This is a genomic window from Caballeronia sp. DA-9, from assembly GCF_051615025.1.
GTDB lineage: Bacteria > Pseudomonadota > Gammaproteobacteria > Burkholderiales > Burkholderiaceae > Caballeronia > Caballeronia sordidicola.
This window is the reverse complement of the sequence record NZ_CP195133.1, coordinates 1497709-1523034: the sequence shown is the minus strand read 5'-3', so window position 1 is coordinate 1523034 and position 25326 is coordinate 1497709. Positions and strand designations below refer to the sequence as shown.

General features: G+C 57.6%; 22 protein-coding genes. 7 read left to right on the top strand and 15 right to left on the bottom strand.

The annotated features are described in order from the left end of the window. Window positions 1–5: 5 nt before the first annotated feature. Complete coding sequence (locus tag ACRWA7_RS23025; RefSeq protein WP_438396307.1) at window positions 6–1343, top strand: aspartate aminotransferase family protein; 1338 nt, start codon at window positions 6–8, stop codon at window positions 1341–1343. On the opposite strand, the gene ACRWA7_RS23020 is transcribed toward ACRWA7_RS23025, so the two are convergent. Beyond that, window positions 1340–2155: a GntR family transcriptional regulator gene (locus tag ACRWA7_RS23020; RefSeq protein WP_438396305.1), complete on the bottom strand. Its 816-nt coding sequence runs from the start codon at window positions 2153–2155 to the stop codon at window positions 1340–1342. The two genes, ACRWA7_RS23025 and ACRWA7_RS23020, sit on opposite strands and share 4 nt — an antisense overlap. A gap of 183 nt (window positions 2156–2338) precedes the next feature. Next, on the bottom strand, window positions 2339–3064 hold the full coding sequence (locus ACRWA7_RS23015) for a helix-turn-helix domain-containing protein (RefSeq protein ID WP_082850315.1): 726 nt from the start codon (window positions 3062–3064) through the stop codon (window positions 2339–2341). A 288-nt stretch (window positions 3065–3352) separates the two neighbouring features. On the opposite strand from ACRWA7_RS23015, the gene ACRWA7_RS23010 reads away from it, so the two are divergent. The 3 genes from ACRWA7_RS23010 to ACRWA7_RS23000 all read left to right on the top strand — a co-directional run bounded on the left by ACRWA7_RS23010 (window position 3353) and on the right by ACRWA7_RS23000 (window position 5934). Next, window positions 3353–4045, top strand: coding sequence for a CBS domain-containing protein (locus ACRWA7_RS23010; protein WP_438396303.1), 693 nt, complete (start codon window positions 3353–3355; stop codon window positions 4043–4045). A gap of 97 nt (window positions 4046–4142) precedes the next feature. Further along, window positions 4143–5171 carry an alcohol dehydrogenase AdhP gene (gene adhP / locus ACRWA7_RS23005; protein ID WP_438396301.1) on the top strand — a complete coding sequence of 343 codons (1029 nt, stop codon included), beginning with the start codon at window positions 4143–4145 and terminating at the stop codon, window positions 5169–5171. 34 nt (window positions 5172–5205) lie between these two features. Then, window positions 5206–5934 carry a Crp/Fnr family transcriptional regulator gene (locus ACRWA7_RS23000; protein ID WP_438396300.1) on the top strand — a complete coding sequence of 243 codons (729 nt, stop codon included), beginning with the start codon at window positions 5206–5208 and terminating at the stop codon, window positions 5932–5934. A 63-nt stretch (window positions 5935–5997) separates the two neighbouring features. On the opposite strand, the gene ACRWA7_RS22995 is transcribed toward ACRWA7_RS23000, so the two are convergent. The 5 genes from ACRWA7_RS22995 to frc form a co-directional block, all read right to left on the bottom strand. Beyond that, complete coding sequence (locus tag ACRWA7_RS22995; RefSeq protein ID WP_438396299.1) at window positions 5998–7311, bottom strand: NRAMP family divalent metal transporter; 1314 nt, start codon at window positions 7309–7311, stop codon at window positions 5998–6000. A gap of 158 nt (window positions 7312–7469) precedes the next feature. Beyond that, a complete protein-coding gene (locus ACRWA7_RS22990) occupies window positions 7470–8153 on the bottom strand; it encodes a YoaK family protein (RefSeq protein ID WP_438396297.1) in 684 nt (227 codons plus the stop codon). Window positions 8154–8169: 16 nt separating this feature from the next. After that, window positions 8170–9345, bottom strand: a complete 1176-nt coding sequence (yfdE, locus tag ACRWA7_RS22985; protein WP_060816627.1) for a CoA:oxalate CoA-transferase — start codon at window positions 9343–9345, stop codon at window positions 8170–8172. Between the two features lie 72 nt (window positions 9346–9417). Beyond that, window positions 9418–11130, bottom strand: coding sequence for an oxalyl-CoA decarboxylase (gene oxc / locus ACRWA7_RS22980; protein WP_438396295.1), 1713 nt, complete (start codon window positions 11128–11130; stop codon window positions 9418–9420). A gap of 43 nt (window positions 11131–11173) precedes the next feature. Then, window positions 11174–12424: a formyl-CoA transferase gene (frc, locus tag ACRWA7_RS22975; RefSeq protein WP_060816629.1), complete on the bottom strand. Its 1251-nt coding sequence runs from the start codon at window positions 12422–12424 to the stop codon at window positions 11174–11176. Between the two features lie 572 nt (window positions 12425–12996). On the opposite strand from frc, the gene ACRWA7_RS22970 reads away from it, so the two are divergent. Further along, window positions 12997–13899: an AraC family transcriptional regulator gene (locus tag ACRWA7_RS22970; protein ID WP_060816630.1), complete on the top strand. Its 903-nt coding sequence runs from the start codon at window positions 12997–12999 to the stop codon at window positions 13897–13899. A gap of 41 nt (window positions 13900–13940) precedes the next feature. Here the strand turns inward: ACRWA7_RS22970 and ACRWA7_RS22965 are convergent, their stop codons facing one another. From ACRWA7_RS22965 to ACRWA7_RS22940, 6 genes are all read right to left on the bottom strand, one after another. Beyond that, a complete protein-coding gene (locus tag ACRWA7_RS22965) occupies window positions 13941–15380 on the bottom strand; it encodes an alginate export family protein (RefSeq protein WP_438396292.1) in 1440 nt (479 codons plus the stop codon). Window positions 15381–15527: 147 nt separating this feature from the next. Further along, on the bottom strand, window positions 15528–16220 hold the full coding sequence (locus ACRWA7_RS22960) for a YoaK family protein (RefSeq protein ID WP_438396289.1): 693 nt from the start codon (window positions 16218–16220) through the stop codon (window positions 15528–15530). Window positions 16221–16293: 73 nt separating this feature from the next. After that, window positions 16294–17205, bottom strand: coding sequence for a VOC family protein (locus ACRWA7_RS22955; protein ID WP_438396287.1), 912 nt, complete (start codon window positions 17203–17205; stop codon window positions 16294–16296). Window positions 17206–17228: 23 nt separating this feature from the next. Next, window positions 17229–17678: a DoxX family protein gene (locus ACRWA7_RS22950; protein ID WP_060817134.1), complete on the bottom strand. Its 450-nt coding sequence runs from the start codon at window positions 17676–17678 to the stop codon at window positions 17229–17231. Further along, on the bottom strand, window positions 17663–19552 hold the full coding sequence (locus tag ACRWA7_RS22945; protein ID WP_438396285.1) for an amidohydrolase: 1890 nt from the start codon (window positions 19550–19552) through the stop codon (window positions 17663–17665). Before ACRWA7_RS22945 ends, ACRWA7_RS22950 begins: the two co-directional genes overlap by 16 nt. Continuing rightward, window positions 19549–19839, bottom strand: a complete 291-nt coding sequence (locus ACRWA7_RS22940; RefSeq protein ID WP_075643204.1) for a DUF1427 family protein — start codon at window positions 19837–19839, stop codon at window positions 19549–19551. The genes ACRWA7_RS22945 and ACRWA7_RS22940 overlap by 4 nt, the downstream gene beginning before the upstream one ends. A gap of 368 nt (window positions 19840–20207) precedes the next feature. Here ACRWA7_RS22940 and ACRWA7_RS22935 point away from each other — a divergent pair, with 368 nt between their 5' ends. After that, on the top strand, window positions 20208–20897 hold the full coding sequence (locus ACRWA7_RS22935) for a hydrolase (RefSeq protein ID WP_438396283.1): 690 nt from the start codon (window positions 20208–20210) through the stop codon (window positions 20895–20897). Between the two features lie 147 nt (window positions 20898–21044). Next, the gene (locus ACRWA7_RS22930; RefSeq protein ID WP_438396281.1) at window positions 21045–21347 is read left to right on the top strand and encodes a DUF1427 family protein; all 303 of its coding nucleotides are present in this window, start codon (window positions 21045–21047) and stop codon (window positions 21345–21347) included. A gap of 36 nt (window positions 21348–21383) precedes the next feature. Here the strand turns inward: ACRWA7_RS22930 and ACRWA7_RS22925 are convergent, their stop codons facing one another. Together ACRWA7_RS22925 and ACRWA7_RS22920 are read right to left on the bottom strand one after the other, a co-directional pair. After that, window positions 21384–21983, bottom strand: a complete 600-nt coding sequence (locus tag ACRWA7_RS22925; protein WP_438396279.1) for a phosphohydrolase — start codon at window positions 21981–21983, stop codon at window positions 21384–21386. A 285-nt stretch (window positions 21984–22268) separates the two neighbouring features. Then, the gene (locus ACRWA7_RS22920) at window positions 22269–25226 is read right to left on the bottom strand and encodes an ATP-binding protein (protein ID WP_438396277.1); all 2958 of its coding nucleotides are present in this window, start codon (window positions 25224–25226) and stop codon (window positions 22269–22271) included. Window positions 25227–25326: the final 100 nt, after the last annotated feature.

The window sequence follows — 25326 nt, the reverse complement described above, 5'->3', positions numbered from 1 at the left end:
TTTCGATGGTCAAGCCCTTGATGGTCAATGCGTTCAACCCTGCGAACGCCGAACGTCTCGATGCGCCCTTGCGCGCATTGCTCGAACGCAGGCAGCGCGTGCTCGGGCCATCGTACAAGCTCTTCTACGAGGAACCCGTACATCTGGTCCGGGCAGAAGGCGTCCATATGTACGATGCCGAAGGCAACCGCTATCTGGATGTCTATAACAACGTGCCGTCGGTGGGTCATTGCCATCCGCGCGTGGTGGCCGCGATTGCGAAGCAGGCCGCAACGCTCAATACGCACACCCGCTATCTGCACGAACTCATCCTGGACTACGCGGAAAAACTGGTCGCCACCTTCCCGGCGGAACTGTCGAACGTGATGTTCACCTGCACCGGCAGCGAGACGTCGGACCTTGCCTTGAGAGTCGCGCACAATTTCACGGGCGGCACGGGGATCATCGTCACGGAGACGGCTTATCACGGGATCACCAGCGCCGTGTCGGAAATCTCGCCGTCGCTCGGCGATCACGTTCCGCTCGGCAGTCACGTCCGCACAGTGCCCGCGCCCGATGCCAAGCGCATGGGCGATGCCGATGTCGGCAAGACTTTCGCTGCGAACGTGGAAGCCGCCATTGCCGATCTCGCGCGGCACGGCGTACGCATTGCAGCCCTGATCGTGGATACGATTTTTTCAAGCGACGGCGTCTACGCCGATCCGGCCGGTTTCCTCGCGCCCGCGGTCGACGCAATCCATCGCGCGGGAGGCGTTTTCATTGCCGATGAAGTCCAGCCCGGTTTCGGACGCACGGGCGACAGCATGTGGGGGTTCCAGCGGCACGGCGTGCTCCCCGATCTCGTGATCCTCGGCAAGCCGATGGGCAACGGCATCCCCATCGCGGGACTCGTTGCGAAACCGGAAGTCTTGCAGGACTTCGCGCTGAAGGCGCGCTACTTCAATACGTTTGGCGGCAATCCGGTGTCTTGCGCGGCGGCGCTTGCCGTGCTCGAAGTCATCGAGGAAGAGCAACTGATGACGAACGCGAAAAAGGTCGGGCGTTATATGAAGGCCGGCCTGGAGGCGCTTGCACAGCAATTCCCGTCGATAGGCGCCGTGCGCGGCGCGGGATTTTTCATCGGCGCGGATCTGGTCAGCGATCCGGCAAACGCGACGCCGGATCCGGCGTTGGCCACGCGTCTTGTCAATGGATTGCGCAAACGGCGCATATTGATCGGGGCATCCGGACCAGAAGGCCACGTATTGAAGATTCGTCCGCCGCTGCCCTTCTCGATTGAACACGCGGATTTCTTCCTGAGCGCGATGGAAGACACCCTGCGCGACGAGCAGACTGGAATTTAATGCACGATCGCCTTGGCCGCGCGTTTCCGGCGGCTGGGGGATTGGGATTCTTCGAACGCACCTGTAGCCGGCGCGAGGCCGGCATCGGTTGCGCTGGCTGCATCGCTCAAGTCGGTGCCCGGTTCGAACCCGGCTTCCGCGCCCGGCACGACCAGCATGCCGAGGCGGGGCCGCAGTGCATCGCCCGCGGCAACCAGATCTTCCACGATCATCTTGCGCACTCTCGCAGCGTCGCCGTCCTCGATCGCCTGAACAATCTCCCGGTGATGCAGGTTTGCGTGCTCGCCGCCATAGTCGGGGGCATCGAGTAATCCGTAGAACACCGGGCCGACCTGCCCCCACAGGTTCTGAATCAACTCAAGCAACCGCGGGAGCTTCGCTTTCCGATAAATATCGAAGTGAAACTTCTCATTGAGTTCGCGATACGTTGTCTTCTCGCCCCGCTCGATGGTCTTGTCCATTGCAACAAGCGTCTTCTTCAGGCGTGCAATATCGGCGGCACGGAAATGCGCAGTCGCGACCTCGCCAGCGAGCCCTTCGAGTTCGCAACGGATACGATAGATTTCCGCGAAGTTTTCGGGCGACAACGACGGCACCACGATGGTGCGATTCGGCAACATGACAAGGAGACGCTCGGCGACGAGGCGCTGCAGCGCTTCACGAACCGGCGTGGTCGAAATGCCGTAACGCTCCGCCAGAGAGCGAATGATGAAAACCTGCCCGGGGTGAAAAGTCCCTGATATCAAACCGCCCTTAAGGATCGCGTACGTCCGATCGTTAAGGTTTTGATGTTCGAGCTTGTCTTGATGCATTCGGCGAAACCGTCCATGAGGAGAATCCGGGGATACCTTTCATGATGTAAAGCCAGGTTTGACGCGGCTTCACCATGATCATGGCTCGATATGATATATCAAGTGTGCGGGATCGACGGTGGATTCAGGCCGTTCGTCGCTTGCTCAATACGCGTTCCCCTAGCGCCATCAAAACGGCGCAAATCACAACTCCGCGAGTTTCCCGCTGTCCAGTATCTTCACCTGCCTGCCCTTCATCACGATCACGCCGTCCCTTTGCAGCTTTGAAAACATACGGCTGACGGTTTCCAGTTTCAGTCCGAGATAGCTGCCGATTTCTTCCCTCGTCATTCGCAGATTGAACTCCGCGGCCGAATAACCGCGCGCCTTCATTCTCGACGACAGGTTTATCAGGAACGTGGCCACGCGCTGTTCGGCGGTCATGGTGCCCAGCAGCATCATGAGATGCGCGCCGCGCACGATCTCGCCGCTCATCATGTGATGCACATGCTGTTGTACTGCCTTGAAGTCGTAGCACAGGTTTTCCAGCAGATCGTAGGGGATCACGCAGACCTGGCTGTCTTCCAGTGCGACCGCGTCGCAGTTCTGCCTGCCCGCGTACACGCCGTCCAGTCCAAGCGGTTCTCCGGCAATGTGAAAGCCCGTGACCTGCTCGCGGTCGTCGCGAAAGATGATCGTCTTGAAGCAGCCAACGCGGACCGCGTAAACGCTTTTGAACGTATCGCCGGCGCGAAACAGCGTCTCGCCGCGCCGCACGAGCCGCCTTGTGCACACGATGGAATCCAGTTGACCAAGCGACGCTCCGGGCAGCCGCGTCGACATCAGGATGGTGCTCAGCGAACAGATTGGACAGTCGATAACCGGAGGCCGCTCCGGGTACGTCTGTTCCGCGCGGGTCGAACGGGTCATGAGATGGAGTGAGCCTAAGGCTGACGGGACTCACACCATTGTTGCCGCGCAAACCCGGAAACAGCATTGATTCGAATCACTTTAGCCCATGCCGCCGGCAGGGATATCCATACGCGGCCGCGCTGTGATTCGCTGGGCCCGCGCCGTGGTATCAAGGACAAACGTACAGAACAGGAAGGCCGACATACTTGACTTGAGTCAAAACCAGCGCGGGCCGTTGACCCACAATTCCTATCGTTAGCAGGTTTGAAAGAAAGACCGGCCCGCGCCGGAAATCAGGAGAAGCATATGCGTGCACTTGACGTCATGACCCGTGCGGTAATCACGGTCAAACCGGAAACATCGGTGCGGGAAGCCGCTGCCTTGTTCGCCGAGAATCACATCAGCGGCGCACCCGTGGTGGATGACGAGGGCCGCTTGATCGGCATGATCACCGAGGGCGACCTGATTCATCGGATCGAAACGGGCACGCAAACCCGGCGCCGCTCATGGTGGCTCGATTTCTTTTCTTCCACGCGAGATCTTGCCGCCACCTACATCAAGGAGAACGCGCGATCGGTGAGGGACGTCATGACGGAAAAAGTGATTTCCGTGCGCGAAGGTACGCCGGTCAGCGAAATAGCGGATCTGCTTGAGCGGCATCGAATCAAACGGGTTCCGGTTGTCTACGACGGAGAGCTTCTTGGGATCGTCAGCCGGGCGAACCTGGTGAAGGCGCTGGCAAGCGTGCCGAAGGAAACCGCGTCCGCTCAGCCCGATGCCGATGAGGCAATCCGCAATGCCGTCCTTCGCGAACTTGCGAATCATCGCTGGGCATTGGCTGCGGAGAACGTCATTGTGAATGCAGGCACGGTCCATCTGTGGGGCGTTGTCACCTCGGTCGAGCAGGCGCGCGCCATGTGCGTTGCCGCAGAAAACGTGCCGGGCGTCAAAGGCGTTGAGGATCATACGGACTTTCCGGTGGTGATTCCCGCCATGTGACCGTGAGCCTTGGCAAAGCGTGCGGCAGCGAGGCTTTATGGAGTACAGGCACGACGTAGCGCAGCCACCCGAACCATGTGTTGACCAGAGGTGAATAATGAGTAAGACAATGAAAGCGGCTGTGGTGCGCGGGTTCGGCCAGCCATTGGAAATCGAAGAGGTTGCAGTGCCTTCGGCCGCGGCCGGACAGGTGCTTGTCAAGATCGAGGCTTGCGGGGTTTGCCATACTGATCTGCACGCGGCCCACGGGGATTGGCCGGTCAAGCCAAATCCTCCGTTTATTCCGGGACATGAGGGTGTCGGCTACGTGGTTGAAGTCGGTGCTGGTGTGCGCCATGTCAAGGAAGGCGACCGCGTAGGCATTCCATGGCTGTACTCCGCGTGCGGACACTGCGAGCATTGCCTGGGCGGGTGGGAAACGCTCTGCGAGTCGCAACAGAACACGGGATACTCGGTCAACGGTGGTTTCGCCGAATATGCGCTTGCAGATGCGAACTATGTCGGGCATCTGCCGAAGGGCATCGGCTTCGTCGATATCGCGCCGATCCTTTGCGCCGGTGTGACCGTGTACAAGGGATTGAAGGTCACCGATACAAAACCGGGCGACTGGGTCGTCATTTCGGGCATTGGCGGCCTCGGGCACATGGCCGTGCAGTACGCGAAGGCGATGGGTCTCAACGTAGCCGCCGTGGATATCGACGATAAAAAGCTCGAACTTGCCACTCGTCTCGGTGCAGCGCTGACAGTGAACGCAGCCACGACCGATCCCGCAGCCTTCATTAAAAAGGAAATTGGCGGAGCACATGGCGTGCTTGTCACCGCTGTTTCTCCCCGGGCGTTCTCGCAAGCGCTCGGCATGGTCCGGCGTGGCGGCACGGTTTCCCTGAACGGTCTGCCGCCCGGCGACTTTCCGTTACCGATCTTCGACGTGGTGCTGGGCGGCATTACCGTCCGCGGTTCGATTGTCGGCACGCGGCTCGATTTGCAGGAGTCGCTCACTTTCGCCGACGAGGGAAAGGTCAAAGCCACGGTCTCCACCGATAAACTGGACAACATCAACCAGGTATTTTCTCGTATGGCCGAAGGCGACATTGAAGGCCGGATCGTGCTGGACTTCGCAGCATGACCCAAGCGGGCAACGCTTACACCAAAGACTCGCCATGAAAGATGAGCTTGCCGACGTGGCGCCGTATCGGCCATCGATTTATGCCGCGCCTTTTCGAAAAGACGGCGACGGGATGGAAGTGGAATTGCTGTCGAGATCCGAACAGGACGCGTTGATGGAAGTATCGCAACTGATCAGCGTCCGGCGGCATACCGTCCTCTATCCGGAAGGCGGCGAGGCGCGCTTTGTCTATAACGTTGTCAGCGGCGTCGCGCAAACCTATCAGTTGCAGGCGAATGGCGACAAGCGCATCACGGCCTTCCTGTTTCCGCGGGATCTGATCGGGCTCAGTGAAAACGGCGCTTACGTTGCAACCGCGCAATCGCTGACGCCGGTGACTGCATTCAGGATTCCGTTCGACGCGCTGCAGGCTATTCTCGAACGTGACCCGGGACTCGATATCGGGCTGCTTTGCAAGCTGTGCCACGAACTGCGGCGCTCCCAGCATCACGCGATCACGGTCGCAAGAAACGATGCACCTGCGCGTCTCGCGAGTTTTCTGCTCTGGATCGAGCACGCATACGCGCCACCCGGCCGGCTCGCTGGAGAACTGATACTGCCCATGACGCGGCATGACATTGCCGATTACGTGGGCTTGACGGTGGAATCGGTCAGTCGCGCATTGCACGCGCTCGAAGCACAGGGCGTGATCCGCCGTAAGGGCCCGCGTTTCATCACCTTGCTGGACACGACGAAACTGCGCAAGCTGGCTGGTCAGGTCTAACGGTACAAGTTAGGTGCAAGATCCTTATCTGCTATGTATCGAGGGAATGCCACGGCCCACGCGTCAGAACAGAGTCACCAGCATCGCCAGTGCGATTACCAGCATGACCCCGGTTGCAACCCACCCAAGCAGACGAAGCCAGCCGCGAGCCGCGAACTGACCCATGATGTCAGTGCGTGACACCATCAGCATCATCACGACCATCAACGGCACTGCAACCACGCCATTGATCACCGCACTCCAGTAGAGCGCGGCAATCGGATTGATGGCCGTGAAGTTCACGATCATGCCGATGAGCGTTGCAATGGCGATCGTCGCATAAAACGCTTTCGCCTCCTGTACCTTGCGCGTGAAGCCCACCGGCCAGTCGCGCGCCTCCCCGATCGCATACGCGGCCGACCCGCCGAGGACAGGAACGGACAGCAATCCGGTACCCACGATACCCATGGTAAAAAACAGCGCGGCGTACTTGCCGGCGACTGGCCGCAAGGCCTGCGCCGCCTGAGCGGAAGTCTGGATATCGACAATGCCGGTCGCGTTGAGCGTCGCGGCAGTCGTAGCCAGAATCGCCAGGGCGACCAGGTTCGACAGCCCCATGCCCACCAGCGTATCGATCTCTATGCGATGCAGCGCCTTTCCACCTTGCTCCGGCGCTTGCAGAAGGTCCAGACGCCGCGGATGCGCACGCATGTCCTCGACCTCCTCCTCGGACTGCCAGAAGAACAGATAAGGGCTGATCGTCGTGCCGAATACTGCAACCACGGCGGTCAGATAGTCGGACGTCAAGGCAATATGCGGAACAAAGAAATGACGTCCCAGACTTGCCCAGTCAATATGCACAACGGCCAGAACGGCGAAGTAGGCAAAAAGGGAAAGCGTGAACCACTTCAGTACGGCAACGTAGCGCGTGTACTGCAAAAGCAGTTGCATGCTCACACATACCACCGAGAAGAACAGCACATACAGCCATTTCGGGCCGGGTACAAGAAGCGCCATTGCGTCGGCCATTGCGCCGAGGTCCGCACCCAGGTTGATGATGTTCGCCACAAGCAGCAGCACGACCACCCATTGCAGCAGCCAGTTCGGATAATGCTTGCGCAGCACGCCGGCAATGCCGTGACCGGTGGTGCGCCCGATTCGGGCGCTGATCATCTGGATCGCCACCATGAGGGGATAGCTGAAGAGCAGCGTCCACGATAAACCGTAGCCAAAGGCCGCGCCGACCTGGCTGTACGTAGCGATCCCGCTGGGATCATCGTCCGAGGCGCCCGTGATCAATCCAGGGCCGAGCACGCCAAGCAGACGCGGCTTCGACGGCCCGACGACCGGGTCCGCAGCGATGTCCTCTGGCTGAGGCGGCAGATCAGGTAGGCTCATGAGCGTACGGGTGCGGTCCAGGTCGGGTTGCGAATTACAAGATTTCCGCTCGCCAACTGGTCGGCAGGGCGTTCCTTTGGATCGAAACGGATCAGCACGTCGGGGACGTGTCGCCGGTCTGCTTATCCGACGCCACGTCTACGACGCAAAGCAACGGCTTACCGATCCGGCAGCCGGATCAGATCGAGCGTGACGAGGACAAGGATTAATGCCGGGATGATCAGCGGTTCCGACACGAGACCCGCAACAACAGCGCCCACTGCTGCCGAAAGACTATAAGTCAGCCACGCGAGCCCAGGCAGCAGTACCTCCGACAGAGGCGGACGCTTTTCCTTCGCGTTCTTGCCGCCAAAATAGCGGCCGATGAACGTGTCGGAAAACTTCACCATGTTGTTGGTCACCACCAGCGTCTGTAGCGAGACGGCGCCAAAACGGCTGATCGTTTCTCCCTGCATGCCGAGTGCGAGCGCAAGCATGGGAAGTTCGACGGGAATACGCAGCGCCGCATTCTCGCGTACAACCCCGGCGACGACGAGCAGCACGGCCATGATGCATAGCTCGAGCGGTGGCCGCTTCAAATGACGCCTGATGAGGCTCGCAATCATGCATCCGATGAAAAACGCCCCGATCGCGAAAGCAAGCAGCGAAAAACGGGACCACGCGCCCTGGGCCAGGCTCCAGCCAAGCTGGACCGTATTGCCGGTCATGATCGCCGGGTAGATCCCGCCCGCGTCCTTGTACCCGATCACCTCCACAAACCCGCAAACAGTCGTGAGCGCCACGACGCGGCGCACGTTGACGTGCAGCGGGAGCGCGGTCACCGGCGCGGAAGATATGTCCATTGATCGCTCCTTGCGCTCAGGAACTACGCTTGTCCGTCGCGAACTCCGTCCGCAGCGCGGCGCCGTGCTGGTCGAGCGAAGGTGCTCCCGGCCGCACGGCGGGGTCGGCGTAGCTGCTGATCTTGATAGGGTTGCCGGGCATCCTGACGCCGCCGGCTTCGATCACCATGTTACGCGCAGCCGTCTGCGGCAGCGCCGCAGCCTCTGCAATGTCGAGCAGCGGACCGACGGGCACGCCTGCCTCGTGGATCACCTGCAGCCAGTGAGCCGCGTCGCGCTCGCGCAGTGTCGCTTCGAGCGCTTCTTTCAAGGCATCGGCGTGTTCCATCCGGTCGTGATTTCCGATGAAACGCGCATCCGTCAACAGTTCAGGACGGCCGATCGCGTTGCAGAGCTTGAGGAACAGCGAATCGTTGCCGGCACAGATCACAAACTGCCTGTCGCGCGCCTCGTAGACGTCGAAGGGCGCCATGTATGGATGGCGATTGCCGATGCGGCCCGGGGCCTTTCCCGTCGCCACATAGGACATGAATCCATGTTCGAGAAACGCGAGCGTTGCGTCGAACATTGCCACGTCGACATGCGCACCCTTTCCTGTCTTCTGCCGATCATAGAGGGCGCTTGCAATACCGCTGAACATGAAGACACCGCCACACAGATCGGACAGCGACGTACCTACGCGCGTTGGCGGCCCTCCGGGGAAACCGGTTGCATCCATGATGCCGCTCATGGCCTGGACAATGGTGTCGTAGGCCGGATAAGTGGCCATTGGTCCTGTCTGGCCAAAGCCCGATGACGATGCATAAATCAGCCGCGGATTGATGCGGGAAAGATCCTCGTAGGCGAGCCCAAGCCGCTGCATCGTTCCAGGGCGAAAATTTTCCGCCAGCACGTCAGCCTCGCGCACCATGTTCAGAAATATCTCCCGGTCAGCGTCCGCCTTCAAATCCAGGACAATGCTTTCCTTGCCCCGGTTCACGAAACTGAAGTAAAGCGACTGGTCGTTCACGAAAGGACCGAGAAGCCGTGTGTCGTCTCCATGACCGGGTTGCTCAACCTTGATGACGCGCGCACCCAGATCGGTCAGGATGTTCGTGCCGAACGGGCCATTGAGAACGTGCGTGAGGTCGATCACCAGCACGTCGGAAAACGGGCCAGCTGGCCGGGTCGTTGTTGCAGAGGGTGCGTCCATCGTCTTCCCTTTGTTTAAATCTGATTGGCAATCCTTAGCGAAATCCGAAATGCATCGCCAAAAGCCGATGCACTACTTCGTAGCCGCAAGACCGCTTTTCGGATTGAGGTTTTTCAGGTGCCCACTTTCCGTGCCCGCGTGAGGATCGATCACGCAGTTGATCAGCGCAGGGGTCTTCGCTTCAAGCGCGGCTGCGAGCGCCGCTTCCAGGTCTTCAGGCCGAGTCACGTGGTATCCCTTGCCGCCGAAGGCTTCTATCAGCCGGTCATAACGCGCCGAACCCATGAGGACCGTTGGCCCCGGATCGGCTCCGCCGCTGCGATTGACGTCGTCGCCGTGATAGATACCGCCGTTGTTGAACACCACAATGACAACCGGCAGACGATACCGGCAGATGGTCTCGATCTCCATGCCGCTGAAGCCAAACGCACTGTCGCCTTCTATTGCCACGACCGGCCGGCCGCTGGTCGCCGCCGCGCCGATTGCATAGCCCATGCCAATGCCCATGACGCCCCACGTGCCAGCGTCGAGCCGCATGCGCGGCCGTTGCATATCAATGATGTTGCGCGCGAAATCCAGCGTATTCGCACCTTCGTTGACGACATAGACTTCCAGATGTCGGGTGAGGACATCGCGCACCGCGCGCAGACCGCTCTGGAACGTCATGGGGTCCGGGTTGGCCAGCAGATTTGCCGCCATCTTTTCTTCGTTGTGCCGGCGGCGTTCGTTAATCGCATCTGTCCAGGCCTTTGGGGCATGCACTGGCGTGGCGGACAGGCCCGCTCTGAACGCTGCGATCGAGGACGCAATGTCGCCGGCAACGGGCGCGGCAATGGCACGGTTGCTGTCGAATTCGGTCGGCTCTATATCGATCTGGATCAGGCTTGCATCGGGCGACCATTGCGGCGCCTTGCCATGCCCAAGCAACCAGTTCAGGCGTGCACCGACGAGCATCACCACGTCGGCCTGTCCCAGCACAAAGGAACGCGCGGCAGCAGCGGATTGCGCATGGTCGTCCGGCAAGAGGCCCTTGGCCATCGACATGGGCAGGTACGGAACGCCGGTTTCTTCGATAAACCCGCGGATCGCGTCGTCGGCCTGCGCATAGGCTGCGCCCTTGCCCAGAATAATCAACGGACGTTGGGCATTTGCGAGAAGCGTAAGTGCGCGACCCACGGACTCCTGCGACGGAATGCGCGCGGGCGCCGGATCGACAACCTTGATCAGCGTGGCTTTCGCGGATCTGGCGTCGGTTGTCGCGGCCAGCGCAGCAGCGGTCAGATCCAGGTACACACCGCCTGGCCGTCCCGAAAGCGCTGCCCTGATGGCCCGGGCTACGCCAATGCCGATGTCCTCGGGCCGGTTGATTCTGAACGCCGCCTTGGTAAACGGCTTCGCCGCGTTCATCTGGTCGAGTTCCTCGTAATCGCCCTGCTGCAGGTCGATGATTGCGCGATCGCTCGATCCGCTGATCTGGATCATGGGAAAGCCATTCGTTGTCGCGTTGGCAAGCGCGACGAGTCCGTTAAGAAAGCCCGGCGCCGATACAGTCAAACACACCCCCGGCCATTGCTTCAGATAGCCCGAGATGGCGGCGGCGTTACCCGCCGACTGTTCGTGACGAAAGCCAAGATAACGGATACCTTCGGCCTGCGCGAGGCGCGCAAGATCCGTGATGGGAATGCCGGCGACGCCATAGATGGTATTGATGCCGTTGAGCTTGAGCGCCTCTACGACCAGATGGAAACCATCGGTCAGTTCGCCTTGCGTTGGAGTATCTGCCATGTCGCGTTCGTTCCAGTGAATGAGTGGTGACTGCTACCGAAGCTCAGATGACCTTCGCCTCACGGAACCTGTCGATCTGCTCTTTCGAATACCCAAGCCCCACGAGGATTTCCTCGTTGTGTTCACCCAGGAGCGGTGCGCCTTCTATCGTTGGCGTGAATCCGGAAAACTTGATCGGACTGCCAACAGTCAGGTATTTGCCGCGCTTTTTCTGCTCCACCTCGACCACTGTTCCACTTGCACGCAATGACGTGTCGTTGGCGATTTCTTTCATTGTCAGCACGGGTGCGCACGGGACATCGAACTTGCTCAGATAGTCAACCGCCTCGAACTTGGTCTTGTCCGCGAGCACCTTTTCGATATCCGCGAAAATATCGAAGATGTGTGACTGCCGCGCTTTCGCAGTGTTGTAGGCCGGGTCGTCCTTCCACTCGGGCTTGCCAATTGCATCGCAGGTCGCCGCCCAGTTCTGTTCCTGGATCGTAAAGTAGATGTAGGCGTTAGGATCGCTTTCCCACCCTTTACATTTAAGGATCCAACCCGGTTGGCCTCCGCCACCGGCGTTGCCACCGCGTGGCACCACGTCGGTGAACGTGCCGTTGGGATATTGCGGATATTCTTCGAGATACCCTACGCGCTCGAGCCGTTGTTGGTCGCGCAGCTTGACGCGGCAAAGGTTGAGCACGCTGTCCTGCATCGAGATGGTGACACGCTGCCCCTTGCCCGTTTTCTCCCGGCCGATGAGCGCAGTCAGCAGACCGATCAGCAGATGCATTCCGGTGTTGCTGTCACCGAGTGCCGCTGCGCTGATCGTTGGGGGACCGTCCCAGAAACCGGTGGTCGACGCCGAACCGCCAGCACACTGAGCGACGTTTTCGTAGGCCTTGATGTGTGTGTAAGGCGACTCGTCGTTGAATCCCTTTACCGAGCCAAAGATCAGGCGGGGATTCAGTTCCTGCAAATGCTCCCACGTAAAGCCCATATGATCCATGGCGCCCGGGTGAAAGTTCTCGACCAGTACGTCGGCCTCACGAATGAGTTGCTCCATGATCGCCTTTCCTTCGGGCGTCTTCGTGTTGAGTTCCAGCGAACGTTTGTTGCTATTGAGCATTGTGAAATACAGCGCATCGAGATCGGGGATGTCGCGCAGTTGATTGCGCGTCACATCACCAACACCGGGACGCTCCACCTTGATCACATCTGCGCCATACCACGCCATCATTTGCGTGCAGGCGGGACCAGACTGGACACCGGTGAAATCGATAACCTTGATACCACTAAGCGGGAGATCCATGGCGTTAATCCTTTGACGGTGTAAATTCAGTCTGTGATTAAGCGCCTGTTGATATCGAACAGCATTGATACAGATCAAACTGTGCAAAAGCGCACCGTCCTCGCTGTGGAAATATTTTTTTCCGTTGTAATCGCCCTGGTAACTAGACCGTAATGCGATGAGCGTAGGCGGATGTAGATCAGTTTTTCTCAGTCTTTGATTCCTTTCAATCCTTTAAACGTTGCCGACAAAGCGCGTGCCTTCGGGACCGTCTTGAATAGCTTGGACAAGAATCGCAGTAATTTTTATTTTCTAAGGATACCCAACTACTCCTGCAGCGATTCGCGTGAGCAAGCAGCGAGTGTTCGCGAGGCACATCAAAGCCGGATGGCCGGCCATGCTCGCGCCGTACGATGTTGGCACATGTTCGGATGACAGGAACATTTCACCACACAGCACCACACCCACCCGTTACATCCTTACATTCTCCTTTTTTATTTCAATTAAGATATACCCGCGACCGGGACCGCCCGTAGCGAACCGCTTTCAAATTTCACACGGTTCAAGCACTGAAGGGCGTAAGGAGGCTTCACTTGAAAACCGACTTGAACTGTTCATTGGCAGTACCAGAGCTTCACTGGCGTCAGCGGCCGGTACTGCGTCCGCAGGAGCAAGATTTCCGCGTGACCCTCACCAAGTGGAGCCTCGACCAGCCCAGGCAGCCTCTTGAGTTTAAGCATGAACTTACTGACGGTACGCATACTATTACTATCAACCGGAGTGTCAGCGCCGGAAGGTTTCTCTTTGGCAAGAAAGAAGTTGCTTTAAGCAATGTGCCCACATACTCCAATCTGCTGGTGCCGCCCGGGGAAGTCACCCGCATTGTGTTCACCGAGGCAGCACAGGCGTATCGCCTCTATCTTTCGCAAGCATTGCTCGCGGAATGCCATGAGCACATCTTCGAAACCCCTACTCACGGCGACATAGTGCTTTCCAATGTCACTTTCCTGGACGACGGGCCGGCTCGGCACCTGATCCAGGCCATGCTGGAGATCAACGAAGGAGATTTCTCCGTTAATCACTTAATCCTTGATAGCATCAGTCTTGCCATTGCATCCCGATGTGTGTCACTCAATTCGAGAAAATCGTCCACGAAGGCACGCATTAGCCCCTTGGCAAAATGGCGTCTTCGCCGAGTTACCGACTATATCGATGCCCACCTGTTCGACCAGATCTATCTTTTCGACCTGAGCAACGTCGCCGGCCTGACCCGGATGCATTTCTCAACGCAATTTCGCCTGGCGACGGGCGTCACGCCAAACGAATACGTCTTAAGAATAAAGATCGGGCGCGCGCAGCAACTGATTCGAGAAACCAGCCTTTCCCTGCTGGATATATCTGCCATGCTGGGGTTCAAGAGTCAAAGTCACTTCACGCTTGTCTTCAAGAAAATTGTTGGACACACACCTGCTCGTTGGCGAGCGAGTTCCAAGTAAGGTCGGGGCTTCTGTGGCGCGCAACGCACGGCATCGTGCCGCTACCAGCCATACTTCAGCTCCAGGCCGACATAGTCCGAGTTACTCCCACCAAGCTCCCTGATGGAATCTCCAATCCGGAAGTGCACCGCTTCAACCGACGCAATCAGGTTCGCCGCGACCGTCCAGTCAGCGCGAAGTTGCGCGTAGGCGCCAGTCCAACGCGTACCGTGTCCAGCCGTGCCCGGAACAACGGCGTTACCCTGCTGATAAATCGCGTCGTTTGCGGTCATTCTCCATTGGAGCGCTACAGCAAACAGCAAGGTAAGCTTGCTTGAGGGCTTAAGGGTGAGCGACGGTTTCACATGAACGAGATTTGAATAACCCGTGTAGCCCGCCAATGCAAAGTAATAGCCATTCGGGAAGAGTGGATTGAATGTGCCAAGCCTTCCATCACCGGGATGTCGGTCGCCTGATGCTGCGTCGACTTGCAATCCTAACCTCGGAGTCCACGTCGAATCGAGCGTGTAGCCAAACAGCGATCCGACTGCCCACGCACCGATTCTCTTGTTACCGACATCACCTGTCTGATACATCGACTCCACATCGTAATCCGCCGCCGCGATTTTCCCTGTGTATCGCAGGTCGAAGACGTCACGATGCTCGTTGCCTTGCGCATCGAGGAACTGCGCTGCATCGCGCGTGTAGAGGGAATAGTAGCCCGACAGGTCACCCGGTCCGACGCCCTGACGCTCGAACCGCACGCCGCTAAACGTCAAATGGCGATTCGAGGTGTCGTCAAACGACACAACGTCGCGGTATTGCACGGGCCGCGTGACGTATCCGATAAATCGCCACTTTTCATATTCGTAATCCGCCCATACAGCGTCATACGCCTGGCGTACGTTCGGACCGTCGCGAACGGAGATGAATCTTTGCAGGTCGAACGCCATTTCCTGACGCCCAATGCGAAATTTAATCGTGCCCGGTCCCATTGGACTCACCCAGGCAACGAACGCTTGCTCCAGATCCAACGGATTCTTGTCTGTTGGTCTCACCAGATCTTTATCGAACGCCCTCGCGTCCTCAAGCTGGGCAAAGAATTGTAAGTGCGGCCCTATCCTCGCGTCAGTATGAACCTGCGCGCGTTGGATCAGATACGTATCCGATCCGGCGGCCGGACCGAGTCCGAATAGCGGAGCCTCGTTGATCTCCAGGCGCTCGCGCAAATTGGCGCCGAGTGAAAGATACGAATCCGGGTCGCCGCCAAGGCGAATATATTTCAGGTTATCGAGAGGCTTTTTGGGTACGCAAGGGTCGCCAAGTACGGACCAGTCCTCTTGCCACCGATTGAACATGACCACGGGTCGCTTTGAATCACAGACTCCCGCTGAGGTATTTGTTTGCTGCGGCGACTGCGCATTGCTATCGGCTCGCGCCTTGCAGCACAGGCCGAGCGAGACTACAGCTATGGCGATCCCTACAAATGCGGCGACTTGCATTCGACCCGTTCCCTGTTAAGCATCGTTTCGTCCGCCCGTTATCGGGGTTACGCGTCGGTTCACGCGACATACAGTCAACCGCCACTTTCGCGGCAGTCAGCACCACGTTATTCTCTCGCTCGCGCCAGGCGCCCACAGTAATAGCGTTCATGAGGCGCGCTTCTCCAAGGCGTTTCGTTGCATCAAGGAGCGCAGCGCGAGCCAAGCTAGTGCGATAACGGGTAACAATAGCGACCAGAAGCCAAAATGAGCGTAAGCGAAAGCGCCGGCAATAGCGCCCAGAGCAAACGCAATGATTGCTGGAAGCATTTTCGCGACACGTGCGCGTGAAGCGAGTTTGCTATCGATTCCAACGCGCGACGAACACAGATCGATTGCGTCAAGAATGACCTGCGTCACATTCCCTGTCATGACCGTGTTCGGAACTCCCGGCCGGGCAACAAGCCGGCTGTGTGCGTTCTGGACACCCATAGCGGCCGCGCCAATCATCCCGCATAGGACTACCGACCAATTTTCCGGGCTGAAAGTCGACCCAAGATGAATGCCCGCAATAGAAAATGCCAGGAGAAGAACTGCCTGCACCGCGTAAAGCATGCAGGCACCCCGCGCTAGCATTTCGGGGCTGGCGGTCCGAATGAGCAGGCTGCTAAGCGCAACACCCAGGACAAAAGCGGGAAATGCCATCAGCTTGAGAAAAATTCCCTGTCCGTACCTGGCCAGGCCGCCGCCAATCAACACGAAGTTGCCGGTCACGTGCGCCGTGAACAGGCCGAAAAGAGCGACGAAACTGAGTGTGTCCACATACCCTGCGATTGCCGATAAAACATTGTCGTCATTCATGACCGGTTCGCGAAAATACGTCGGAAAACTGGCTATTTGATCGGCCGCGTTTTGTCATCGCTATGACGCCGACCTAATTCGCCGTTGCATGTATTTCCGCAACGTATCCACCTGGAAACTGAACGACCGCCGATTTTCTCTGTTCTGACGTAAACGGCTGCACGAGAATGGTGACGCCAGCCGCTTGAGCCTTGTTAAGCGTTTCATCTAAGTCTTTGACCTCGTATCCCGTCATCTCGCGGCCGTAGGGATACGGCAAGTGGCCGTCTGTGGCGAAGACAGTCATGTTGCCAAAACCCGAAGAGAGCCGCACTCGCCGGAATGTATCGTTAGGACGCCCGATTTCTACTCCTGGTGCACGGTGATTGTCCGATATCACCTTGCCGTGCGAGAACGCGAGCCAGTTCTTGATGAGATCGTTCGCACGCCATGGCGAGACATACACCCGGTTTTCCGGAATCGTCGCAAGAGGGTCATAACTGGGCGCCTTTGTATGCCAGTAAAGCTGCATATGTACTCCACCCGGCCACGAAACCACTGCATCGCGTCCGATCGGATCCGGGAACGTGTCAACGATGACATCGGCACCGTGGACCTTCGCCCACTTCATCGCGCCGTCCATGTCCGTGACAAGATAGCCAGTGCGCTCGTCGCCAAACGGGTAAGGAATCGGCGTCTTGAATCCGAACACCGAAATCGTTCCGGCCGGTGTAAGGACCAGTTGCGACATTGTCTGGCTAGGTGTTGGCGTTACCTGGAAAACGCCCTGTTGCGATTTGTGACCGCCGAACGTTGCAACGAAGCTATCCGTGAACTTATCGAAATCCTCAGGCGCCACGTACACATGCGTGGTGTCGTATTGCGGACCCACCGCATATGACGTTGCCTGCGTAGTGTCAGCCTTTGCGAAAGTCTGCGACGGCGCGGTTGCCACGACGCCGAACGCAAAAACAATCGCGACACCAAGAGTTCGAATATTGCGCATGATTAGATGTTCCTGCCCTGTTGTTAGCCACGAGAGCGCTGCTCACTGCTCGACAAATACGTGAGCATCACTAGCGCGGCAATAAGTCCGAGATGTTCGAAGAATCCGTTCAGCGCAATAAAGCGCGCAGTTCCCTGCAAATGCCAAAAGTCGTTTGCGACGAGCATGGCCACAAACGTCAAGGCCGCCAAGCCACCCGCGCCAAGCCACACAAACGTGTTGAAGATTGCACACAGAGAGCCGGCAATTTCCACGAATATGGCGAGCGCAGCCCACAACCAACCCGGATGAAGCCCGAAATGGGTCTGCTCGGCGACAGCGGCGTCGAAGTGCACCAGCTTTGTAATTCCCCCGATGAGGTAAGCCGAGACAAGACAAACGCGAACAAGCGCCATCACCCATGGTTGGCGCAGCAGCGCCGCCACCCACGACGGACTGTTCCCAGCCCGCAGCGGTTCTAGACTGCCCAGCATGCGCATCCGAGCGCTCCCCAAAAACCTTTGTGGTCCGCGGTCGGTGCGTCGCTCATCCAGGCCCGCCGATGATCGTGTCCATGCAAGCCGCAGGCGCGCGCGCATCCGCATGCAGACGATGCAACTTGCTGAAGTGGTGCGCCAGACGCTCCCCCTTGCTTCCACGCTGCAAAACCGCCGTATTTTCGAACCGGCGACCAGTCCGGCATGGCGGGAGGCAGCGGGTTATCGTCCAGCTCGGCAAACTCGCCCGCGGCGTACACGACCTTGCCTCCTACAACGGTCAGCAACGAAGACGCGCCGGCTATGTCGTCCTCCGAGCACCTGAAGTAGTCACGATCAGGAACGATGAAATCGGCAAATTGACCCGCAATAACCTGTCCCTTCTTGCCGGTTTCGTTGGAAAACCAGGTGACCTTTTCTGTCCACATGCGAAGCGCTGTTTCGCGATCAAGGCAATTATGCTGCTTGTATATGCGTATGCCTCCGACCGTCTTGCCAGTCACAAGCCAGGAGAGCGAAACCCAGGGGTTATAGGACGCAACCCGGGTCGCATCCGTACCGGCAGAGGTATGTACTCCCTTTTCGAGCATGCGTGCAACCGGTGGTGTGCTTTCCGCAGCTTTCTCGCCATAGCGCTCGACGAAATACTCGCCCTGATAGGCCATTCGATGTTGAACCGCAATGCCTCCGCCAAGCGCCGCGATACGGTCCATCGACTTCTCCGTGATGGTTTCGGCATGGTCGAAGAACCAGTTCAAACCCGCGAGCGGCGTATCGCGATTGACTTTCTCGAAGACATCGAGCGCGCGGCTGATGGTCTCGTCGTATGTTGCGTGCATGCGCCAGGGCCAGCGGTTTCCCGCAAGCACACAGATGACTCCTTCGAGATCGGATTCCATCTCCGAAGGCATGTCCGGACGCGCCACCCGGAAATCCTCGAAGTCCGCAGCCGAGAAAGCCAACATCTCACCCGCACCGTTATGACGGAAATAATCATTGCCGTCTTTATACTTCGAGGTCTTTGTCCAGTTGAGAAAATCGTCCTTCTCGCCTTTGGGCTTTTGCGTGAACAGGTTGTAGGCGAGCCGGATGGTCAAGAGCCCCTCGTTGTCGAGCTTCTTGACGACTTCATAATCTTCCGGGAAATTCTGCGATCCCCCTCCGGCATCAATTGCGCCCGTCACGCCCAGGCGATTCAGTTCACGCATGAAGTGACGCGTCGAGTTCAATTGGTACTCCGGAGGAAGCTTGGGTCCTTTCGCCAACGTCGCGTATAAAATCCCGGCATTCGGCTTGGCTAGCAGCAAGCCCGTTGGATTACCCGAACTGTCGCGGACGATCTCGCCGCCCGGAGGCTCGGGCGTGTCTTTGGTGTAGCCAACCACCCGCAGCGCCGCAGCGTTTAGCAGCGCGCGGTCGTATAGATGCAGCAGGAAAACCGGCGTATCGGGCGCCACGGCATTTATTTCTTCGATAGTCGGCAGACGCTTCTCTTCGAACTGGTGTTCCGTGAAGCCGCCCACCACCCTTACCCATTGAGGCGGCGGCGTGATGGCAACCTGCGCCTTGAGCATCTCCATGGCAGTTGCCAGTGAACGGACACCGTCCCAGCGAAGTTCCATGTTGAAGTTCAACCCGCCGCGAATGATGTGGAGATGATTATCAATCAAACCCGGGAGGGCCGAGCGCCCTTTCAGGTCGATAATACGTGTGTTCGCGGTCCTGAGCCTGCTTATCTCGGGGTCGTCACCGACAGCAATGAATTTGCCGTCCTTGATAGCCACCGCAGTGGCGGTTGGATTGGACGTATCCAACGTCGTGAAACGGCCATTAACAAAAATAAAGTCTGGCGCACCTTGCTGCGATGTCATGAACGCTTCTCCTCAGAGGACACTCCCGCCGTTGGCCCAGGCCGATTCGAGTTTCGGCCGGGCAGAGACCCAAAAAGATGTTGATTGCAACGCTCCTCTTGCCACGCCATAAGAAAGCCAGCGCCGCGAAGCATTTTTCTTCCGACAGGAATCACTTGTTCGCCAGCGAGAATCCCGAGAAGGCCCAACAAAGCGATGACAGGCGGCGCCGGCGAAGGGACATTAATCCAGCTATACATCAAACCGATCAGGATTCCTGATATAAGCGACAGCACGTAGACTTTCATCCAATGATCTCCGAAGATACCGGCTACCTCTCTCATCTGCACATGTTGAAGCGGCGGCTGTCCGCAAGGAATTCGGACTGGCTTTGTTTGAGCCGTTATCACCGTCGGAAGCTTATGATTTTTTATTGCTTAAGAGAAGTGAACTTCCAGCGAGTAGCCTCTTAAATTATCTGAATCAGCACTTTAAGGACTACAGGGTCATGACTGCCTGGACTATGCTTATCGTGGGCTGAAAGACGTCAAGCGCATGTCTCGATCCTGAATTCACAGGAAGCGGTTTATTCGTATTCTGCGCGACATGTCGGCTAATCAAGCCTGTGCTGGAACATCGATCAACACCCTTGGATAGTTCACAACCGGATGACATCATGAGCCAAGAGAAACTTGAAGTGCTTACCCCGACGAACAGTCAAATCATCTTTATTGACCAGCAACCCCAAATGGCGTTCGGTGTCCAGTCGATCGACCGGCAAACGCTGAAGAACAACGTTGTCGGCTTAGCTAAAGCAGCAAAAACCTTTAACATTCCCACCACCATCACGACTGTAGAAAGCGAAACATTCTCCGGCTACACCTACCCTGAGTTGCTCGACGTTTTTCCTGACCACCCCACCCTTGAACGAACGTCCATGAACTCCTGGGACGACCAGAAGGTACGCGACGCATTAAAGAAAAATGCCCGGAACAAAGTGGTGGTGGCGGGTCTCTGGACGGAGGTATGTAATACGACATTTGCTCTGTGCGCCATGCTTGAGGGCGGGTACGAGATCTATATGGTCGCGGATGCGTCCGGCGGCACATCGCAGGATGCTCACGACTATGCAATGCAGCGGATGATTCAGGCAGGCGCCGTGCCGGTCACGTGGCAACAGGTGTTGCTCGAATGGCAACGTGACTGGGCGCGACGCGATACCTACGACGCCGTAATGAAGATCGCGAAGGACCACTCCGGCGCGTACGGTATGGGGGTCGATTACGCCTATACGATGGTCCACAAGGCGCCGCAGCGCACTCAGATTCAGCACGAAGCCCTCGCGGCTGTCCCGGCAAAAAGCTGAATTTGACCGGAGGCGTGCGAGTCCCGAAGGCAGTGCGCGCAGCGGCATCCGTCAGATCCGCTGCGTGTTGTCCTGCATGCCTGAGAGCTTGAGCGCTGGCGGCACCAATCAATGTCATCCATGAATTAAATCGGCCTGGAACAAAGAATGGAATCCTATATTCTTTCGCTGCTTGCTGGCGTACTCGCCGGGATCATATACAGTGTGATTCGCGTCCGCTCGCCAGCACCGCCAATAGTGGCCCTCGTCGGACTGCTCGGGATGGTCATTGGAGGGCAAATTATCCCCATTGGACACGAACTCATTTCCGATACGGAAATAAAAACGGGAGGATCGAAGGAACGACAAGGTAGCGCAACTACCGCCGCACCCAGGTTGGTTTCCTTTCAGAGCGGGTCCGAGGTTGTCCCTCCGCATTCAAGTCCCAAGGCGCTTCCAACGAGACCATAAAACCTCGGAGTCTGGCGGAAAATCATGCCTGACGTCTCAGGTTTCCCATTGAGAACCCAAAACGAGGCCGCAGAAACTAATGCGGTAAAAATCGGGATTACAGCGCTCCAGTACGTCTGCGCCGACATTTCCGAAGCTTGTCGCCGGCCGCCACATGATGCCGTCGGCCAGCGCCTCTATAACGAGTGACTTGAACGCACGTTCACGAGGATAGGCTTCCACCACCGCGCGACGCTCACTATCTGATATTTCGTCAAAGTGACATCCCATCAAATCGGTTTCGACTCCCGCGCTCAAAAGTTCAATGAGTGGAGATTCAAATCCATTAAGGCCGAATGTCGAATGTAACGCGATTGCATCGCGTACATTACGGACCTCCTGCCTCGCGATTCCGTGTTGATGCAGAAAGTGTGCTGCTGCATCCGCGCTATCCAGCTCGAATCTGCGAGTAGATCCACTGAAACGTGGCGCCAGTCCGTGGTGATGAAAAGCGGCCGCGACGAAGAGCATTTCCGGCGAGAAATCAAGCATTCGACGACGCCCAATAAGCGACGAAAAAAGAAATACTCGAAATGCATGACTGATCAGAACCCTGGGTAAGTCCTGTTTGATTAGGGTCATTGCCTGCGTTGCCATTCCACTGTCCGGGATCGTCACACCTGCCACATGTGTCCTCATCACTTCTCCTGCTGTTCAATAGCCGCGCATTTTTTTGACCGGCAGCAGGCCTCGGCGCGAGGACGGTTCGGACCCGAGAACCAAGCCGATCGCTATTGAAGACTCGCGCAGTCACTCACGCGTGTATGAAGTGTATGCTTGCCACCCGCTAAAAGTTCTTAATTTTCTTGAACCCTGACGCTCCGGGGACGCCCTTTCTTTATCATGCATTGCTAGGGAAAGTCATCGGATACCAATTGACCACTACGCACTATCGATGTGCGGCGCGTCCGCAAGCTGCTGACGCAAAAAGATGGCCTCCCTTGCGAGCAACAACAGCCGTGAGGCTTCACGAAATTCTGGCCAGTCGCGTTGTTGGGGGAAAAGAATGGACACTTGCTCCAGGCAACCAAGCGTTTCGTCGTGACGACCTTGTGCATGAAATAGGCGGGCAAGGCTTAGGGCGGCTCGCAATTGCAGCGATGGAGCGCCCTGATCAACGGATATATTGATCGCTCGAATGAAGCTTCGTTCTGAGGCAAGCATGGTAGCGTTAGGGGATGAACCGTTTGAATGGTTCGAGTGCTCGATCAACAACTCGCCTTGGATACGATGCAGCTCGCTGGCATACCACATGTTGCCGGTTTCCTCGCAGCGACTCAACACGCTTGCTATCGTGACCAGCGCGTCACCATGCCTTCCTGCAAGGGCTTGCGATATGGCATATTGCGCGACCAGCATTGGAGCGTGGGCACCCCGCCCGATAGCGTCGATATCGGCTATCGATGCAGAAAACTCGCTTAGGTGTCCAGGCGTTACATTGTCCAGAGAAAGAAGATACGCATTAAACGCTCGGCTGCATGTGCGGGCGATATCAAGCCCGACACGAGTCGATGTTTCGTTTAGCAAACCAATGGCTTCTGCCGCGCGTTCGCGTTCGCCAGAGAGCAGCGCAATCGGGATGCCCGCTTCGATCAGTACATAGCAGGTAACGATTGCTTGCTCCTGCGCGCGTGCTTTCTCAGCGCAGCGCTCGGCGATTCGCAGCGCCTCGTCGCGCTCCCCCTTTAGCCATAGAACACGCGCAAAGGTGGCGCTGGCAACAACGTGCTGATCGATCGAGCGGCCCAGAGGCAGCCATGCTCGCATACCGCGCGCCTCAGAGAGAAAGCGTTTAAGCGTCGTGTAAGCCTCGCCTTGGTCGCCTGCGTAGTGTGAGGCGACGCCGACTAGACGACGGCCTAGCGCACTAACAACGGGACCGTTGCCGCCCTCGGCCAGTTCGATCTGGCAACTTTCAGCTTCGAGTATTGCAAAACGCCTGGCGAACGCCAGCGCGCCAAAGATGATGCCCGAACTCTGAGATGCGTTCCACAACCCCCAGAGCGCCCTTGCTTCAAGAATTGAATCGCCTAATGCGATCGCCGATGTCAATACTTCGGACCAGATTCCACTGGTCTTATCAATCGGTCCTTGCACATAGCCAAGCGCCGCTGCAAGCGCGGCGTTGAGTTGCATACGGACGCGTCTTAGCTGAGTTGTATCGACACCGGGCGGTTTCTCCAGCGCTTCGAGAGAACGGTGTGCCCAACTGCAGCACTCCTCGACTAGCGAAAGCTCGAAGAGAAGCCACACAAAGCGGACGGCGAGGATTTCACCAGTGGCTTTGTCTCCGTGGGCGGACAAAGCCCATGTAAGAGCGGCCCGCAAGTCGTCAAGCATTCCGCGCATATCATGCTGCCATGATCCGCCATTACGAGTTCCACTAGCGTTCGAGATGTTTCCAAGTAATTCGGAAAAGTAATTTGCGTGGTTTAACCTCGTCTGCCGCTGTTCGCCGTTGTGATCGAGTTTCTCATGCGCAAACGCGCGGGTCGTTTGCAGCATGCCGTAGGCAACTTTGTTTGCGCCCTTGATACGCACGATCAGTGATTTCTCGACAAGTCCAGAGACCGCGGCTGCAACAGCATATTCGTCAAGAGAAGCATCCGATGCCACGGCAACGGCGGCGGGCATCGTGAAGCCAGCGGGGAATATGCTTAGACGACGAAGCGTGGCGCGCTCAGTCTCATTGAGGAGCGCGTAACTCCAGTCGAATGTCGCCCTTAGCGTTTGATGTTGAGGAAGCGTCGAGCGGCTGCCTCCGGTCAATACACGAAACCGGTCGTCCAGGCGTGTTGCCAATGTCTCGACGCCCAGGATCGACGCACGCGCAGCAGCAAGTTCAATTGCAAGGGGAATACCGTCAAGGCGACGGCAGATGGTGTGTATCAGTTCGTGACTGTGTTCGTCTGATTGAAAAAGCGCGTCTAATCCGCGTGCATGCGAATAGAACAACTGCACGGCGCTGCATTTGACAACGTCATCCGTGAAGTCGGTTTGCGGTGGCACTGGAAGCGGCTCGACGCGGTATATACGTTCGTTGACGGCCGCAATCGGTCCCCGGCTCGTCGCGATAACGCGAGTCTCGTTGCCAATAGACGTAAGCGACTCTGCCAGTTCCGCCGCTGCCCGCAATACCTGCTCGCAGTTGTCGATCACGAACAACATGCGCGGCCCGCTTATTTTCTCGCCTATGCGCGCGAGCGATAACAGGCCGTCTGCCGGATTAATGCCTAGCGCGCTGGCGGCAGCCTGTAAAACGCTTGCGTGATCCGTGGCGGAGGCAAGAGAGATCAGATAGACACCGTCCGCAAATAGCGCCTTCGCTCGATGAGCGACTTCTATGGCAAGCCGTGTCTTTCCGATTCCTCCCGCGCCGACAAGCGTGAGGTGTTTGCTGAGCTTCAGCGCTTCAATAATCGCGAGGATTGCGTCATCGCGCCCAATGATGTCAGAGGCGGACGTTGGTAAATTGTTCGGTGTGCTTCCCTCATGGGACACTGCTTTTTCAAAGGATGTGTCTATTAATGAAGCGGATGATTTATCAGGAACGTTGGGGATGGCGAGGCGATAACCACGTCCGGATACGGTTTGAAGCAATGTCCCACTTTCGGCTAGCAGGCGTCGCAACCGCGAGAGTTGCACATGCAAATTGTTTTCCTCAACGACGGTTGAGGGCCAGACGCGCATGAAAATATCTTTCTTTGACACGAGTTGGCCTCGTGCCTCGAGCAGGACCGCCAGAACGTCGAATGCACGACTGCCGACGGCCAACGGAGCGCCATCGCGCAACAACTGTCGACCGTCCAGGTCTACCTCAAGGGAGCCGATCCTGATCATGGCGCAAATCCAACTTGGGCAATACGATTCACTTCACCGGAACGGACTTGCGCCTTTCCCGTCGGTTTAGTCGTTGGGTGATTAGCAAGTCCGGGTAACC